Genomic DNA, 17,321 nt, shown 5'->3' with positions numbered 1-17,321 from the left:
ATCCAACGAAAATAGTAAATAATCCTAAAACTGAAAGAATTATTGAGTTTTTCAAAGAGATTTATTTGTTAGTGTCATTTTATGGTGAACAGATTTTTTACACTTTTACCGGGATAAATCAAAAGCATCGAGAGATTTTAAATCTGATGAATGTTGATATTAGTGTTTATACTCAATTGGGATCAATTCAGGAATCTGAATTTAAGATCAGCGAACGGTGAGTTCATACTCGGACTTTTGGCGAACCTGAGAAATATCTATGAGATCAGATCAAACCCGGAGACATGGTATGGCCGGGCAGATATACTCATGATTCCAAGAAAAAGTCATAATTATTTTGCCTACATTATAGAATTTAAAACTACAGATACCAAAACCGATACAGAGAAAACTGCCCAGGATGCAATCGAACAGATCCAAGAGAAGGAGTATATATCTGCTATCCTCAATGCCGGCATAAAGCCGGATAAAATAATAAAACTGGCAATCATCCTTCAGGGGAAGAAAGTTGTTGTAGAGATTGAAAAATTCAATACACCAGGCACCGTCTGAATCGTGAGCCTAGGTCCATTCGAGTAATCGATCTGATTATACCCTCTTTTGTTGAATTAGCCAGAAAATATATGCAAACCCTGCCGGTGGGTGGAAAACCCTGCTTACTCATGGTCTTACCAAGGGATTTGAAGTTCTGCAACGAGAGAATATAAATTAATGCTCATACTATTCTTCGATTCATCCTGATCTCTGATGGAAAAGCGAATGTCAGTATGGATTCAGGAGCTCCGCTTGATGATGCTAATGAGATTGCGTATCAAATCCGGGAATCTGGGATATCCGCCGTGGTCATCGATACTGAACAAAGTAATATTGCATTCGGATTAGCACAGAAGATATCCGATTTGATGGGGGCTAAGTATATGAAACTTGAGGAACTCCAGGCTGACAAAATTGCTGATGCGGTTAAATGGATCCGTGGTGAATATCCAAAAACAAACCTATTTTTCAGTTACATGGTAGTTATTATCCATGAAGGATATCCAATTTTATCCCGCCCTCTATTCTGGTACAATTCATCAATACATTACTGGATACTATTACTAATGTCAATAATAATAAAATTCAGTGTTCAATCACGCACGACTCCAATTTCCGGGTAAATTCTGATGAATTTGCCAGATCTCCTGTCCCGATGAAGGTGAGCATGGTAGAAGGCGTTCTGCCTGCCCATGATCGGCCTTTGGTTACCGATACCCGCTTTCCCACGACCTGGATGATCGCCTGCTGATCGGGAAGTTCACTCAGGTATGCAAGCCCTTTTACCCTGATAACATCAACCGGCATCCGATCCAGGAACGATTTGAGACAGGATACCCTGATGGGCCTGACACTTGTCCATGAAAATGTCGAAAATCCATGACCTTCATGATCCGGGTGATGGTGAGCAGACATGTCATGGGACCGAAGGTCATTATCATGTGATGATGCAAGCCCTTCGAATAATAATGAAACGGGAAAGGCCGCATGGTTCGTTTCCAGAACAGGTATCGGTGAAGGTATCCATTCTTTTCTCACGGTTGCAACCACTGAGGCAGAGACCAGGTCTGTCTTGTTCAGGAGGATAAGATCAGATGATCGAATCTGTTTCCTGACGAGATGACTCATGATCCAGGATACGGATCTGATCCCGTCAGCATCCACGAGACAGATGACTCCTGCAACCCTGACTCGTTTTCGCATCTCTTCCCCAGCCAGGAGTGAGAGGATCCCTGCCGGATCTGCTACCCCTGATGCTTCCACAACGAGGACATCAGGCCGGTTATCCGGTTGCAGGAACAATTCAATCGATTCACTCAGGCTTTTTCGTAATGAACAGCAGATACAGCCGTTTTCAAGGGCGATAACCTGACCATCGGCAGCTTCAATCAGGTGTTGATCGATACTGACTGAACCGAAATCATTCACGATGACTCCAAACCGGGTATCACCTGTCGACCTGATAACCTGGTTGATACAGGTCGTCTTCCCGGACCCAAGAAAGCCGGTGATGATGTATACCGGGAGTCTGCCGGAATTTCGGCGCCGAACGGGGACAGCAGGATTTGATCTTCGATACCATAATCCTGCCAGGACATCGCGGAGGGGGCTGATTCGGTCAGTCATCTGATCCTGTATTCGATTCCATGATGCATAACATGATCATAGAATCAGTTTGATATCAGGCAATGATATCCAGAAGATATCTAATAACCATATTCAGGGGATAGCGGTATCCATCCCGCTCAATCTCTGGATCTCCCCTGTCAGGATTGGAATGAGCAGGGCAGGGTAGGTCACAAGGCCGAGTACCTGGGTGGTTCCTCGGTCCTGCAGCCAGGTCACGACATAGGAATTGATATCCACTGCGACGGTTTTCACCCGTGAGGGGAGCATATTCCCAACTGCAATTCCGTGCAGCATGGAGGCACAGATGATGCATACGTCCGCTTTTTGTACATATTTACGCATCTCGTCCTGGGCCTGCAGGACATCGGTTATCGCATCAGGCAGAGGACCGTCATCATGGAGGGATCCGCCAATCACAAAAGGCACGTCGTTCTGTACGTACTCATACAAAACTCCTCCTTTGATTATTCCCTTCCCGATTGCTTCCCTGATACATCCGGCATTCCAGATCTCGTTTATAGCCACGATATTGCTCTTATATCCTGTATTCCGGACCTTCCCGGTATTTTTATCCATCCCAAGGGCGGTCCCGAAGAGCTGTTTCTCAAGATCCATCACGGAGAACCCGTTTCCCGTGAACAGTGCCTGGACATACCCCATCCGGATGAGATCCAGGAATGCTTCATCTGCCCCGGTATACACCATGGCAGTTCCCATGACAAAGATGATAGAGCCGTTTTGGTCATGGATATTCTTCATCTCCCGGGCGAGATCCTGGATCAGGTGGTTGATCGGCTTTTCCGGAGAGACGCCACTTGACATGAACCCAAAGATATCGTCCGAAGAACGTGGCCGCTGTGGGGCTGCAACCCTGATTCCGTCCATCCCGACGACGACCCGGTCACCTTTTCGGACCAGACCCCTGCGTAATGATAGGGTGTTAGAACGAGTATCTCCCTGTCATTTCTAATTCTAGTGTAAAGTATGAAAGGTAGAATAAATTTATACGTGGATCAGTAGATCCCAAACTATTCTATTATTTAGGGAATAAATCTCACTTAACCTCTTTTAACGTCCTTTCTAGATTTTAAGCTTTATTCTATTAATCAAGTATGCCATAATATTAGTAATTAATGCAATGTGCTAATTTGACAGTTATTCAATCTGATTGCCAAAATATAACTGAATCAGAGAAATTAATCCCTATAAGTGGAATAGTTTGGGGAAGAAGTTATTGTATTGAATTATCCACATGAACCAATTCTCCTTGGTATCCAGGCTTGTTTTGATCTCCACCTACCTCTCCCACAATCATCCCATCAGTACGGCCCCTCCCCTTCCGGCCATGTCCCTTCATAATATTCCGGAACCGGTGTCGGTGTGATCTCGAGTGCCGGATCTCCGGTCTTTACGGAATAATCCACTGTCGCAAATTCTCCTTCGATAGTCAGGTAGTGGATTCCTTCCCGGTATATCGTTATCGTCTTTGTTTCTTCGCTTGAATATCCCCGGTTATATCCATCCTCGGCGATTATCCGTTGCCAGGGATCACTGACGGTAAGCTTTGCCCATACGAGAAGGGGGTTTGTAACGTGCGGGTGAACGGTATAGGTGATGGCAAACGGGCCTTTTGTTATGTTCAATAATTTTCCGTTTGCATATCCACCAAGACCAACAGAACCTGAAAATGTGGTATTGAGTGGTTTTCTGGCATTTGTATCATCATTTTTCAGGATCGATGTGCGATTTCCGATTTGTTTCGGGAGAGGAAGAACTTCGTATGGATTCCAGTCAGTTACGGTTGAGATTATGGGTGCTAGGGTTGGTTCTGGGGTTATCATTTCCGGATCAAGTGAAAGTAATTCCCCTTCAATTCGAGCATTTTCTGATAAATCCATCTCATCTTCATAGTGATAATTAACAATTTCCTCATCAGAAAGTTGGTAAATTTGGGTAATAATTTAAGACCATTGGCCAATTTGAAAGTTAACCCAAACTCTCGTCGACCTTATATGATCTGTTTGACCAGCTGCCATCGCAGGTGTTCTCTGTGAAGAAACTATTATATTTATATTTAATTTGCTTTTCAACATATTTCGATCATTGTCTTACAATAATTTCTGAATAAATAATATTTCGTATGAACTTATTTTACATAATAAAAAAAATTATTATTTTATCGCCCCTATAGAGTAGAGTGAATTCCAAAATGGCTCTTCATCCAAACCATTCATATTCAGTACATATATTCCATTTCAGAAAAACCAGCACACATACTAAAAAACATTCCCTGATTTAAATTAACTCACAGGCACAAATACACATGACTTAAAATAATTTTAAAAAAAGGACTCACTTTATGAAAATATCCGGAATCATCTGGGGCGGCGAACTCCCGCTCCTGACCAGAGCATGCAACTCACAAGGAATAGAACATGCCTTTATTACCAGTACAGCAGCACGAAACCTGGATACCCTCAATACATATATCGCTCATCTCAATACCGCTGATCTTATCATTATTCACCCCTCAACCGATCCCTTCTGGGATGATGTCATCCCAAAAATACCAAAAAGCATTCCGGTAATCCCCATCGGGTATGATCAGGAAGGACTATCGGCTTCAACGGTCCCGGTAAAAGTTGCCGCAACCGCATCTGCATACTACATCTATGGCGGAGAAAAGAACCTCGATCACCTCATCAGGTATCTCCGGGCTGAAGTCCTTCATGAAGATATGTCATATGACCCCCCCGAACCGGCAGTCTGGGACGGCATATATCATCCTGATGCAGACAGAATCTATACAAGTATTGATGATTACTTCACCTGGCGGGGAAAAACACACACATCAACCATCGGCATCCTCTTTTACCGGTTATACTGGGCTAACCGCGACCTGAAGGTTATCAATGCCCTGATCCGAAGACTTGAACAGGAGCATAATGTCATCCCGGTATTCTGTATTGGGACCGGGGATGCAGATCTCGGGGCACGGCCCGGACAGGAGGTCATCGACCATTACTTCACCGGGAAGATAGACCTTCTCATCAATCTCCAGTCAGTCACGTTATCCCGGAATACGAAAGAGACCGTTGAGGGATTAAAGAGCCTGAATGTCCCGATTATCCATCCGGTGATCATCTACAACCGGAGCCAGGCAGACTGGGAACAGGACAGTGCCGGGCTGACAGCATCAGAGATCGGCTGGGCCATTGTCGTTCCTGAATTTCTTGGAATGACCAGCATGATCCCGGCTGGTGTCAAATCTCCTGATGATCCGCTTATGGGAGAGACCGAGTGGCATGATCCGCTGCCTGAACGGATTGACCGGATCGGCCAGCTGGTATCTGGGTGGATTCGACTCAAACAGAAGAATCCTGCAGAACGGAGAGTTGCCTTCATCCTGAACAACTCCCCTTGTGCATCTATTGAAGCAACCGTGGGGACCGCTGCCCATTTTGATGCATTGGAATCGGTTGCCCGGATTCTGCAGATGATGAACAATGCCGGGTACACGGTAGATCCACCTGCGGATGGAAAAGAACTTATCACGACCATTCTTGAGAGAAAAGCCCTCTCAGAATTCAGGTGGACATCGGTCACTGAAACGGTGACAAAAGGAGGTGCCCTAGCTCTCCTGGGCAGGGAGACCTGGGAGCCATGGATAACCGGCCTTCCCCAAAAATTACAAGACCAGCTTCGGGAAACCTGGGGTAATCCTCCGGGCGAAGAGAAAGACGGAGTGCCGGCAGGGATGATATATGAGGGAAAACTGGTCATCACTGGCATATCATATGGGAATGTTCTCGTCATGACCCAGCCGAAACGGGGATGTGCGGGAAGCAGGTGTGATGGCCAGGTCTGTAAAATCCTGCATGATCCCGATATCCCGCCGCCCTATCATTACTTTGCCACGTACCAGTACCTGGTAAAAGAATTCCAGGCCGATGCAATCGTTCATGTAGGGACTCATGGTACCCTTGAGTTTCTGCCTGGAAAATCAGTCGTTCTTTCAGATTCATGTCTTCCTGATGCCGTCCTTGGCCCGGTTCCGTTCCTCTATATCTACAACACTGACAACCCCCCGGAAGGAACGATTGCCAAGCGGAGAACTGCAGCAACCCTCATTGGTCACATGCAGTCCATTATGACTGAAAGCGGCCTTTATGGAGAATTATCAGAATTAGCAGACCGAATAGATGAATATACCCGTGCCAGGGATGCAGATCCTGCACGAGCCCATGCTCTGGAACATGTTATCCTAGACCTTATCAGAAGATCCAATCTCGGGCAGGAGATCAAACTGGAACAGATCAAAGAATCAGGAGGAGGAATGGATGAGGTCATAAAAGCCGCTCATACATCATTGACACAGATATATAACAGCCAGATTCCAGATGGGATGCACATCTTTGGTTCAATTCCCATCGGAGAGAAACGGGCAGCATACATCACCGGCCTGCTCAGGTTCAACCAAGAACTGCGTACACTTATGCTGGATCTTGCAGGCCTTGACATGATACCAAAAGCCGGTGAATTTGCACTTCACCGGATGCTGGATGACCAGGCAAAAAAATTTGTCTCTGCTCTTCTGGAGGGGAAGAATCCTCGGAATGCTGCTGAAATAGCCTTAGGAGAACGACTGATCCGACCTGATTCTCCATTAATGAGCCAGGTTTCGGAAAAAGTTATGGAACTCTCTGATCTCATCGGTACATCTGATGAGCATGAGGCATTACTCAGGGCACTCTCATCTGCATATCTAGAGCCAGGTCCGTCAGGTCTTGTCAGCAGGGGCAGAACAGATATTCTTCCGACCGGGAGGAATTTTTACAGTCTTGACCCATACTCGGTTCCAACTGAGGCAGCATTCAGGGTTGGGAGAAAACTGGCAGAGGTTCTGCTGGAAAAGTACCGGACTGAAGAAGGCAGGTACCCGGAGACCGTGGCCGTCTACTGGATGGCATCAGACATCATGTGGTCAGATGGGGAAACATTCGGAAAACTTCTCCATCTGCTCGGTGTTGAACCGGTATACCGGCAGGGACGGGTGACCAGTCTGAAAATACTCCCCCTGTCAACACTGGGAAGGCCGAGAATCGATATCAGTGTCCGGGCATCAGGCATTCTCCGTGACTGTTTCTACAACTGTATTGATCTGCTGGATGATGCAGTTGCTCAGGTCGCGGCACTTCATGAACCGGACGAGATGAATTATGTCAGGAAACATCAGGCAGATAAACTCGGACTGATGCCCCGGATCTTTGGCAGCCGGGCCGGGACGTATGGAATGGGAGTAAACCTGGCTCTCTATGCCTCTGCATGGAAAGAAGAGACAGAACTTGCAGATATTTACATCGCCTGGAACGGGTACGGGTATGGAAAGGGTGTCTATGGAAGACCGGCACATGATGATCTCATCGCCCAGCTGAAAACCGTTGATGTCACATTCAATAAAACAGCAACCGATGAGTATGATCTCCTTGGCTGCTGCTGCTATTTCGGGACGCACGGGGGCATGACCATCGCTGCAGAGACTGTGAAAGGTCAAAAAATAGCCACCTATTATGGGGATACCCGCGACCCAGGCCAGGTAGAAGTCCGGACTCTTGCAGAAGAATTAACCAGGGTTGTGAGGACAAAACTTCTCAATCCAAAATATATCGACGGTCTGAAAGAACACGGGTACTCCGGCGCAAGTGAACTCTCCCGAAGAATTGGCAGGATTTATGGCTGGGATGCCACAACCGGACAGGTGGATGACTGGATCTTTGATGACATTGCCCGGGCCTTCATCTTAAATCAGGAGAACCGGGACTTTTTTGAAGAGAACAATCCCTATGCTCTTGAAGAGATTGGACGCAGACTCCTTGAAGCTCATGAACGGGGAGTCTGGGAAGCAGATCCGGATGTAATTGAGGGAGTAAAAGAGGCGTATCTGATGATTGAAGGATGGATGGAAGACCGGATGGATGGAAGTTACGGTCAGGTACAGGGTGGATCTATCGATATCTACACGATGAATGATATTTCGGCCTGGAAAGAAAAGATTGGCCATATGAAAGGGGGTAAATAATGTCTCATCATCATAAAAAACCGCTTATTCCATTTACTGCTATTATCGGCCAGGACCAGATGAAAAAAGCCCTGGTCCTGAATGCTATCAACCCGACCATCGGAGGTGTCCTTATCCGGGGTGAGAAGGGGACTGCAAAATCAACCGCGGTCAGGTCCCTTGCCGAAATACTTCCCATGATAACGGTAGTTCCCGGGTGCCCGTTCTCCTGTGATCCGAAAAAAGAATCTGAATTTTGTGAACTCTGTGCAGAAAAAAAGAGACAAAAATCTCTGCCAAATCCGAAAGACCAGCAGATACGGGTGGTGAATTTACCGGTCGGGGCAACCGAGGATCGGGTTGTCGGCACGATAGACATTGAGCGGGCATTAAAGGAAGGAATTAAAGCACTTGAACCGGGAATACTCGCTGATGCAAATCGCGGAATTCTGTATATTGATGAAGTAAACCTTCTTGATGATCATGTCGTTGATGTGCTTCTTGATGCAGCCGCCATGGGGGTGAACACGGTTGAACGTGAAGGAATATCATTTTCACACCCCTCAAGGTTTATTCTCATCGGCACAATGAACCCTGAGGAGGGAGAACTGAGACCCCAGTTACTAGACCGGTTCGGACTCCAGGTATCGGTTGAGGCACTTGATAATCCGGATGAACGAATGGCGATCGTCAAGACATCTGAAGAGTTTTTAAAAGATCCGGATACCTTCCGTCAGAAATTCAAAAGAAAGCAGAAAGATATCGCAAAAAAGATTCGGAAAGCGATAAAAATCCTCCCCAGTGTAACGATTTCAGATGATCTGGTGCGAAAAGCAGTGGATGTGTGCATTGGCCTTGGGGTACGAACACACCGGGCCGAGATCACCATTGTCAGGACAGCGAAGACCATAGCAGCATTTGATGGTCGGAAGACCGTAAACCAGGACGACCTTCGGGAGGCTATTGAACTTGCCCTTCCCCACCGGATGAGAAGAAGACCGTTTGAGGAGCCAAAAGTTGATCCGGAAAAGCTTGATGACCTGATGAACGAACCTTCCCAAAATCAGGAGAATCAGCAGGACAACCCTCCGGATCAACCACCATCTGATCAACAGGAATCCAAGGGACAAAACCAGCAATCTGAACCAGAAAACAGAACAGATCCATCAGCTTCACAAGGAAACGCTCCAAAGAAACATCAGGTGTTCCGGATTGGATCGCCCATAGATCCGGATAAGATAAAATCACCGGACCGAAGAACGGTTGAAAAACGATACGCCCCGGGGCGACGATTTGATACGAACGGAGGAGACCGGCGTGGTCAGTATATCGGTGCGGAAAAAAGACCAACCGGACGTGACATCGCCCTTGATGCCACAATCCGGGCCGTTTCCCCGTATCAGAAGATGCGTCTGTCAGACTCATTGGCCATAGTTATCCGTTCAGATGAAGTCCTTCAGAAGAAACGGATAGGAAAAACGGCCACTGCCACCCTCTTTGTCGTGGATGCAAGTGGTTCGATGGGGGTTGAACAGCGGATGGAGGCAGCAAAAGGGGCGATTTTTTCCTTACTTGAAGATTCCTACCAGAACCGGGATCGTGTCGGCCTTGTTGCATTCCGGGGTGAAGCAGCTGATCTGGTCCTGCCCCTTACATCCAGTATCGATCTTGCATACCATCGCTTATCTGAACTGCCAACCGGTGGAAAAACGCCGCTTGCAGCCGGATTACAAAAAGCCCTTACAACACTCATGCATGAAAAACAGAAATACCCATCATTCCTTCCCCTTCTCGTTCTTATCACCGATGGACGGGCGAATGTAGGGAATGGAGGAAAACTGAAAGATGAGATTGCATTAATTGCCGATGACCTGGTAAAAGCCGGAATTGAAACCGTCATTATCGATACCGAATCTAAACAGAAAGGTGGGTTTAGTATTCAACTTGGGTTCTGTCCTTTCATTGCACAGCGGACACAGGGACGGTACTTCCAGATGTCAGATCTGACCGCATCAGATCTAACCTGTGCAACGGTCCTGGGAATGAACACATCCGTGGCTGAATATGAATAAAATCATGTATAATCAGAGAAAATTTTGATGAAATCTCCAGAAAATACATCCAGTACTCTATACCTTTCCGGGAGAAAGCAGAAATTCATTATCATCGCAGGCCTTATCATTCTCCTCTTTTGTGCCTGTATATATGCCCTGAACGCAGGATCTTACCATCTGTCCTTTGATCGAATCCTTACCATAGTTCATCAGGCAGTCATGAACCCTGACCTTTTGAAAGAGATTCCTTTTGAAAAGACGGTGGTGATTGATTTCAGAATCCCACGGGCACTTCTTGCCATCTTTACCGGCATAAGTCTTGCGATAGCCGGATGTGTTATGCAGGCACTCCTTCGTAATCCGCTTGTAAGTCCTTTTACCCTGGGACTCTCATCCGCAGCATCATTTGGTGCTGCCCTGGCTATTGTCTTTGGAGCTTTCCTTATGCCTTTCATCCCGAAAGAATTTCAAAACGGCGTCATCATCTTTTCAGCATTTCTTCTGGGATGGTTTTCAATTCTTTTTATTTATGCAATCTCACGGATGAAAGGTTCATCCAGTGCTACCCTTATCCTTGCCGGGGTTGTTATCGGGTATATCTTCACTGCCGGTGTCATGATCCTGAAGTATTTGACAAATGATGAAAAACTCAGGGAGATTACCCTCTGGCTGATGGGAGGGATGTGGGGGGCAAACTGGGGAGCAATTATTATCGTCGCTCCTATTACTCTCCTCTGTTTTCTTTATCTTGAATCCAAAGCCTGGGATCTCAATACCCTTTCCGCCGGAGATGATGTTGCAAAAAACCTGGGGGTCAATGTGAACAGACTTCGTCTGACCGGACTGTTCGTCGCAACCCTTGCTGCCTCTGCCTGCCTTGCATTTACCGGAATTATCGGATTTATCGGCCTTATGGGCCCCCATATCGGCAGAATGCTGATTGGAAATGATAACCGGTACCTGATCCCCTGTTCCGCCCTCCTGGGAGCACTCATCCTCTTGATATCAGATACTGTTGCACGAACGATTATGGACCCGGTTGAGATCCCGGTCGGGGTTATCATGTATGTAATCGGGGGTATCTTTTTCATGTTCCTCATATTACGGGGAAAACACCGGATGATCACATGAGAGGCGGATAATGACACTTGTTGTTGAAGGATTATCTGTGCATTATGGATCCATTCGTGTCCTCTCTGATATCAGTTTCTCTCTTCCCCTGGGAGAAGTCCTGTGTATTATCGGACCGAACGGGTCAGGAAAAAGCACGTTAATCAAGACTATTGCTGGTATTCTGGAGCCAAAAGATGGGAAGCTTTTATTGGAAGGCCAGAACCTTGATTCCATCTCCCGGAATGAGATAGCGAAAAAGATCGGGTATGTTCCCCAGGATTTTCAGTTTCTCACTTCTGCAACCGTTCTGGAATCAGTTATTCTGGGAAGACGGCCGCATGTGCAGTGGTCTCTTACCGATCATGACCTGGATATTGTGAACAATGCAATGAGAATGCTCAATATTGCACCCATGGCAGAAAAAATGCTGACCGAATTATCAGGAGGCGAACGACAACGGGTTTTTATTGCACGGGCTATCGCTCAGGATCCTGATTTTTACCTGTTTGATGAACCTACCAGTGCCCTTGATATTCGTCACCAGATTGATGTATTCTCGATGATAAGAGCGATCTCTGAAAAGAAAGATAAATCAGTCCTGGTTGCAGTTCATGACCTGAATTTTGCCTACCACTATGCCGAACGGGTGATGCTCATCGATAAGGGAAGGATCGTGTGTATAGGAACTGCAGATGATGTGATGACCGAGGAAAATATCATTTCCGTCTATGGAGTTCCGATGCAATTTATATCAACTGATGCCGGACGGTATGTTATTCCGGACTGGAAAAAAGCGGATCTCAATAGAGCATACGCAGATACAACAGAGTTGACAGGTGATACCAGTGGAAAAAGAAGCGACGTATGATGCCAGGTATTCAATTGTCACCTATGATCTGACAAAAAAGTATGGCGACCTCTGTGCCGTAAATCAGGTAAATCTTTCTGTAGGAACCGAAATATTTGGCATTCTCGGTCCGAATGGTTCAGGAAAAACAACCACGGTCCTGATGCTGACAACGCTCCTGGAACCGACAGAAGGAACTGCAGAAGTCTGTGGGTATAATATCCATACTGAACCCAGAAAAGTCAGGGAGTCGATCAGTTATGTTCCCCAGGATATGGCAGTTGACGTCAGGCTTACCGGGAGAGAGAATGTACATATGTTTGCAGAACTGTACGGAGTCCAAAACCCGGCTGAACGTTCCGATGAAGTACTCCGGATACTGGAACTATCCGACCGTGCTGATGAATATGCCAAAGTATACTCAGGTGGAATGAGAAGAAGACTGGAGCTTGCCCAGGCACTGGTTCACAATCCTAAGGTACTTTTCCTGGATGAACCCACCGTCGGTCTTGATGTAGCAGCCCGGAAAAAGATCTGGGAACACATCAAAAAACTCCGCAATGCCGGGATGACGATTTTTGTAACGACACACTATATGGATGAAGCAGATAAGTACTGCGACCGGGTTGCAATTATTGATCATGGCACTATCAAGGCGATAGACACTCCTGAAAATCTTAAAAAAATAATCTCACAAGATGTAATTTCGGTATCGGTTACCGGTCCCTGCACTGGAGTTGATCTTCCCGGTGTCAGGTTCGCCTTTTTCGAAGATGAAAGCATAGTCTTTTATGCTGATTCGGGAGACGAGGCTCTCCCTCAGATCAAAGATGCCCTGAGTGCAAATGGCGTGACCGTAACCGCCATGTCACTTCGAAAACCCTCCCTGGATGATGTATTTCTCCATCTTGTCGGAACCGAAGAGGATAAGGGTCCTTTTAATTTAAGCACGTTTCGAAATATGACCAGGAGGAGAGGATGAATCCGATTCTGGTATACTGCCGTCGGGATCTGATCCGCTGGTTCCGGGGGAAATGGGGGTTTATTTCCGCTATGGTCATGCCAGCTGCATGGCTCCTCTTTGTAGGCCTGGCCCTTCCGATATCCTTTACCGATAATTACATCGACTTTGTAACCCCGGGAATTCTTGTGATGACTATTCTCTCAGCATCGCTTGCTGGTGGAGGACTTCTCATTCTTGACCGCATGCTTGGATTTTTTAATAAATTTCTTGCTCTTCCCCCACCACGGGAAAGTATCCTGTTTGGAAAGATCCTGGTAATTTCAATCAGGGGAATTATTCAGTCAACGATAATTCTCTGCTTCGCTTTTCTCCTTGGGGCGAAACTCTATACTCCATCTCAATTAGCAGGAACATACCTTATCCTGTTCATTTTCGGGGCATTACTCGCTTCAGCAGCGGCGTCAATTGCGATCTACCTGGATGATCATGATCAATATGCTGCTGCCAACGCAATGATTACGATGCCCCTGTTTTTTTCCTCATCGGCAATGATGCCCTACGAACAGATGCCCTCATGGCTAATACCTGTAGCCCACATAAATCCGCTCAGTTTTGCGATAGATGGGATCAGGATCTTCCAGACAGGAGAGATTCCTCTGACTCAGATTGGATTTTTATCCATCTTGTGTGTGTTCATAATCGGAGTTGCAGTTCATGTATTCAGAAAAGTGCAGGTATGAGAATTCCTACGCTCTTTGTATTGCCAGACGAACAAAAAACTGATGATTATTATGATGAAAAATTCGTACATGTACTACTTCGCGATATTCGTACTGATTTGTGGATTAATACTACCATTCTGCTCAGCTGATGTCTCATTCACCGATACGTCAGGAGATACCATCACCCTTCCATCTGTTGCGAAACGGATTATCTGCCTGAACAGTGATGCAGCAGAAGCATTGGTGGTTCTTGGGGCAGGAAACAACATAATTGGTCTTACTGATAGTACCATGAAAGATACTGCACTCATGAAACACATGCCAAACGCGATAAGTGTTGGAGACTGGCAGACACCTGGTATTGAGCGGATTCTTGCATTAAAACCAGATGCCGTCATTTCATATTCCAGTTCCAAACCAAAGAACGCTGAACAGTTGAAAAACGCAGGAATTAATCTGATTTATCTTGACTGTTACAAATTCAATACCCTTAAACATGATATTACATCTCTGGGAACAATGATCGGTGCTGATGAGAAAGCAGAACAATACCTTACCTTTGTGAAGAAATGGGAGGATGAAGTTACGTCACGGTTTAGAAATATGCCCGAACAAGATCTCCCAACTGTATACATTGAAGGATATTCTGATTATTCTGCTCAGGGCAAAGACAGCGGAATTGATATCCTTATGGGAATAGCGAGGGGAAAAAACCTTGCCGCAAGTCTTGGTGAACAATGGCCAAAAGTCACTCCTGAATGGGTTATGAGTGAGAATCCGTCGGTAATTATAAAAACAGTCTCCCTTAAGCCGGATAAAACGCTGGAACAGGTCCGGGATGAAATGATTGCGAGAACCGGGTTTGACTCACTTGATGCAGTAAAAGAAAAACAGGTGTTTGTCCTGAATGGAGACCTGGTGTATGGTCCCCGGAGTCCGGCTGGTCTCGTATATCTTGCAAAGGCATTGCACCCGGATGAATGTAAAGACCTAAGTCCAAAAGATGTCTTACAAGAGTATGCTGATAGTTTTGTTTCCGGAACAGAAACGGGTGAATATTATGCACCAGTCTTGTAAGGAATTGTCCAGGTAAAATTGTTATAGGATAAATAGCCCATAATTACATTTCATTTTCAGAAAAAGAAAGATAATGTATTGTTTCTGCTGAGGCAGAATGATGAAAAAAATTGATTCATTCAATCATTTCCGTTTGTATGGAAAAAATTGAGAATAATTCAAATGGCAATTATTACCGAAAAAAAGAAAATTTTTACCGAGTATCTGGAGCACACGGAAACGAGGAGGGCCAGTTCTCCAGACCCACCTGACTTTCATTCGGGCCTGACGGAAACCTCTATATTTCGGATACCGGGAATAACCGGAACGTCATTATGAAGGAAGAAATTGTTGCTGATGATGTCACATCGCTTGATGATAAATATGCCCGGTTTAGCAGGTCTGTGGATGACTGGTGGAATACAACCTGGAAGAACATAGTTACTTGAAAAAATGAGCGGAATTTTGCTTTTTTAAAAATTTTTTCACATTTTAACCATTTTATGACAGGAATACATTCCAAGAAACAATATCTGATTCATGATGTTGTTTCCATTTTAACTCATGGTGATTTTCCCCTCGTATGAATTTTCATAGGTATTAACAGATATCCACTCCAGTCACTTTTCATGATAGGAATAAAAATAAGTCTAATATCCGATAAATCAGATTAAATCTCCAATTTTCATCAGATTTATTACAAACCAATATTTCTATTCCAATACAAATACCTCATTCAGGACATGCGTGCAATGGACCATTTATTAGTTCCTCACATACTATACCAGATATTCATCCTCTTTAACAATAATGGCATTTCCGTCACACGAAATGACGTTTTTAGAGTCACTTTTCGATTGTCCGGAGATGCTTTTATGAACCGGTCCATTCAGGTATCACACATGGGCATATATGGCAGGACCGGAACTCGTCGAAAGGCAACATGGATTGGACAATCACAGATCTCACATCTGGATCTCCCATGGATGATCGCTATCACCGCATTATTCAGTCTCCAAGTTCTCGATCTTCTGACGACAAAACTTGTGCTGGACTATGGAGGTGTGGAATTAAACCCAGTATTCCATATTTTCCAACATACCCTATGGTTCTGGCCAATCATGACTCTCGCTAAAATATTGTTTCTGATCTGGGCGTATTACTCACTCTCAACGGCAGAGCGACGGTATCCTTTTGCAGCATGGATAACGTTCGTAATTCTAATTATACAGGCTATTGCAGTTGTTGGAAATAATATCCTGGTTTTGATTACATTGTTCAGATAGGTTTCAGGGGTTACCGGGAAAATTCGTAATGAGGTGCGGAGATTCTTTAATTCATTATCCTATTCATGAGATATCATTAAAAGAATTATTTGATATATTACCCAAATAACACTTTAAAGGTCCGATTAAAAAAAACAACAAGAAAGTAACATAGACCAAACGTGTTCCTCCATAAGAGAGAACTTATCTGAATTACTCATAAACTCTGAAACAAGAGTAAAGGCATGTATCATGCAGTTTTTTTCACGAGCAATATCTCACCAATTAAGACACATGAAATCATTTGATATAATGATGTCTGATCACGAACATTACTTAAACCGGATCACTCAGTACGACACGAACCTCTTTCGCATCCTTCCGAATGCGGAACTGTTCTTTTCCACATGCCTTTCATTCATTCCACACCGGAAGATCTCTATTCTGGAACTTGGTTCAGGGACCGGTTATTTCACCGCACTCATGCTCAGCCATTGTCCTGATTATGAGATCACCTGCATGGATAAATCTCCAGAGATGCTGGACCTAGCTAAAAGGAAAAAAGAAATTACCAGGTGCACCTTCATTGAAGGTGACATCACCACCGGCCTGCCTGAAGGGACCTTTGACTGCATCGTATCAACACTTACCCTCCATCACATTGCTGATAGGTCCCGGAAAAACCTCATTGATGAGATATATCAAAAACTAAATCCAGAAGGACTTTTCATATGCGGAGATGTTATGAGACCGGAAGAGGATTGGATTGAATCAATATACCGAAGCAGATGGGAAGATCATATGAGAAAGACCGGCATGCCAGAAGATCAGATTCGCGAGACAGTATCCGGAAGAGAGCAGGCATGGCCCCTTCTTGACACAAAACATGGTTTCTACAGAAAAATGAAAGCTGCAGGTTTTGCCCGGATACTTGCACCATTACAGTATGATATGTTTGGAGTGTTTATTGGATGGAAATAATGTACGGAGGATAGCTAAAAACCCCCCTTTTATGATCGCTAGTTTATAAAGTATTTATAAACCCCAATTTGTTGTAAGGGGGTTCTTAGCTATTCTCT

General features: G+C 45.1%; 14 protein-coding genes and 1 pseudogene. 12 read left to right on the top strand and 3 right to left on the bottom strand.

From position 1 onward, the window contains the following. From LDL35_RS07435 to LDL35_RS07425, 3 genes and pseudogenes are all read left to right on the top strand, one after another. Positions 1-221, top strand: a pseudogene (locus LDL35_RS07435) (IS1634 family transposase); the annotation flags it as partial. Further along, positions 151-552: a PD-(D/E)XK nuclease domain-containing protein gene (locus tag LDL35_RS07430; protein WP_304021103.1), complete on the top strand. Its 402-nt coding sequence runs from the start codon at positions 151-153 to the stop codon at positions 550-552. The pseudogene LDL35_RS07435 and the gene LDL35_RS07430, both read left to right, overlap by 71 nt. 215 nt (positions 553-767) lie before the next feature. Next, entirely contained in the window at positions 768-1,157 is a 390-nt protein-coding gene (locus LDL35_RS07425; protein ID WP_304021101.1) for a hypothetical protein, read from the top strand. On the opposite strand, the gene LDL35_RS07420 is transcribed toward LDL35_RS07425, so the two are convergent. From LDL35_RS07420 to LDL35_RS07410, 3 genes are all read right to left on the bottom strand, one after another. Beyond that, a complete protein-coding gene (locus LDL35_RS07420; RefSeq protein WP_304021098.1) occupies positions 1,120-2,160 on the bottom strand; it encodes a GTP-binding protein in 1,041 nt (346 codons plus the stop codon). The two genes, LDL35_RS07425 and LDL35_RS07420, sit on opposite strands and share 38 nt — an antisense overlap. Positions 2,161-2,253: 93 nt before the next feature. Continuing rightward, complete coding sequence (locus LDL35_RS07415; protein ID WP_369694894.1) at positions 2,254-3,081, bottom strand: hypothetical protein; 828 nt, start codon at positions 3,079-3,081, stop codon at positions 2,254-2,256. Positions 3,082-3,482: 401 nt separating this feature from the next. Continuing rightward, a complete protein-coding gene (locus LDL35_RS07410; protein ID WP_304021092.1) occupies positions 3,483-4,061 on the bottom strand; it encodes a hypothetical protein in 579 nt (192 codons plus the stop codon). A 461-nt stretch (positions 4,062-4,522) separates the two neighbouring features. On the opposite strand from LDL35_RS07410, the gene cobN reads away from it, so the two are divergent. The 9 genes from cobN (at position 4,523) to LDL35_RS07365 (ending at position 17,223) form a co-directional block, all read left to right on the top strand. Then, entirely contained in the window at positions 4,523-8,242 is a 3,720-nt protein-coding gene (gene cobN, locus LDL35_RS07405; protein ID WP_304021090.1) for a cobaltochelatase subunit CobN, read from the top strand. Next, positions 8,242-10,293 carry a putative cobaltochelatase gene (locus LDL35_RS07400; protein ID WP_304021087.1) on the top strand — a complete coding sequence of 684 codons (2,052 nt, stop codon included), beginning with the start codon at positions 8,242-8,244 and terminating at the stop codon, positions 10,291-10,293. Before cobN ends, LDL35_RS07400 begins: the two co-directional genes overlap by 1 nt. A gap of 27 nt (positions 10,294-10,320) precedes the next feature. Beyond that, entirely contained in the window at positions 10,321-11,406 is a 1,086-nt protein-coding gene (locus tag LDL35_RS07395; RefSeq protein WP_304021083.1) for an iron ABC transporter permease, read from the top strand. A 10-nt stretch (positions 11,407-11,416) separates the two neighbouring features. Further along, positions 11,417-12,256 (top strand): ABC transporter ATP-binding protein, encoded by an 840-nt coding sequence (locus LDL35_RS07390; protein WP_304021080.1) that lies wholly within the window; start codon positions 11,417-11,419, stop codon positions 12,254-12,256. After that, positions 12,225-13,217, top strand: coding sequence for an ATP-binding cassette domain-containing protein (locus LDL35_RS07385; protein WP_304021078.1), 993 nt, complete (start codon positions 12,225-12,227; stop codon positions 13,215-13,217). Before LDL35_RS07390 ends, LDL35_RS07385 begins: the two co-directional genes overlap by 32 nt. Continuing rightward, a complete protein-coding gene (locus LDL35_RS07380; RefSeq protein ID WP_304021076.1) occupies positions 13,214-13,939 on the top strand; it encodes an ABC transporter permease in 726 nt (241 codons plus the stop codon). Before LDL35_RS07385 ends, LDL35_RS07380 begins: the two co-directional genes overlap by 4 nt. Positions 13,940-13,990: 51 nt before the next feature. Beyond that, the gene (locus tag LDL35_RS07375) at positions 13,991-14,998 is read left to right on the top strand and encodes an ABC transporter substrate-binding protein (protein WP_304021072.1); all 1,008 of its coding nucleotides are present in this window, start codon (positions 13,991-13,993) and stop codon (positions 14,996-14,998) included. Positions 14,999-15,852: 854 nt separating this feature from the next. Continuing rightward, entirely contained in the window at positions 15,853-16,263 is a 411-nt protein-coding gene (locus LDL35_RS07370; protein ID WP_304021070.1) for a DUF5658 family protein, read from the top strand. Between the two features lie 291 nt (positions 16,264-16,554). Then, on the top strand, positions 16,555-17,223 hold the full coding sequence (locus LDL35_RS07365; RefSeq protein ID WP_304021066.1) for a class I SAM-dependent methyltransferase: 669 nt from the start codon (positions 16,555-16,557) through the stop codon (positions 17,221-17,223). Positions 17,224-17,321 lie beyond the last annotated feature (98 nt).

Origin of the sequence: Methanospirillum hungatei (assembly GCF_020216685.1) — an archaeon.
Taxonomy (GTDB): Archaea; Halobacteriota; Methanomicrobia; order Methanomicrobiales; family Methanospirillaceae; genus Methanospirillum; species Methanospirillum hungatei_B.
The sequence above is the reverse complement of the archived record's forward strand: the minus strand, read 5'-3'. Positions and strand labels throughout refer to the sequence as shown.

What these genes read in the sequence shown, in the direction of transcription:
- LDL35_RS07380 (WP_304021076.1), top strand. Translation starts at nt 13,214, where the DNA reads ATGAATCCGATTCTGGTATACTGCCGTCGGGATCTGATCCGCTGGTTC.
- LDL35_RS07375 (WP_304021072.1), top strand. Translation starts at nt 13,991, where the DNA reads ATGATGAAAAATTCGTACATGTACTACTTCGCGATATTCGTACTGATT.
- LDL35_RS07430 (WP_304021103.1), top strand. Translation starts at nt 151, where the DNA reads ATGTTGATATTAGTGTTTATACTCAATTGGGATCAATTCAGGAATCTG.
- LDL35_RS07400 (WP_304021087.1), top strand. Translation starts at nt 8,242, where the DNA reads ATGTCTCATCATCATAAAAAACCGCTTATTCCATTTACTGCTATTATC.
- LDL35_RS07425 (WP_304021101.1), top strand. Translation starts at nt 768, where the DNA reads ATGGATTCAGGAGCTCCGCTTGATGATGCTAATGAGATTGCGTATCAA.
- LDL35_RS07410 (WP_304021092.1), bottom strand. Translation starts at nt 4,061, where the DNA reads ATGGATTTATCAGAAAATGCTCGAATTGAAGGGGAATTACTTTCACTT.
- LDL35_RS07395 (WP_304021083.1), top strand. Translation starts at nt 10,321, where the DNA reads ATGAAATCTCCAGAAAATACATCCAGTACTCTATACCTTTCCGGGAGA.
- LDL35_RS07365 (WP_304021066.1), top strand. Translation starts at nt 16,555, where the DNA reads ATGATGTCTGATCACGAACATTACTTAAACCGGATCACTCAGTACGAC.
- LDL35_RS07420 (WP_304021098.1), bottom strand. Translation starts at nt 2,160, where the DNA reads ATGACTGACCGAATCAGCCCCCTCCGCGATGTCCTGGCAGGATTATGG.
- cobN (WP_304021090.1), top strand. Translation starts at nt 4,523, where the DNA reads ATGAAAATATCCGGAATCATCTGGGGCGGCGAACTCCCGCTCCTGACC.
- LDL35_RS07370 (WP_304021070.1), top strand. Translation starts at nt 15,853, where the DNA reads ATGAACCGGTCCATTCAGGTATCACACATGGGCATATATGGCAGGACC.
- LDL35_RS07390 (WP_304021080.1), top strand. Translation starts at nt 11,417, where the DNA reads ATGACACTTGTTGTTGAAGGATTATCTGTGCATTATGGATCCATTCGT.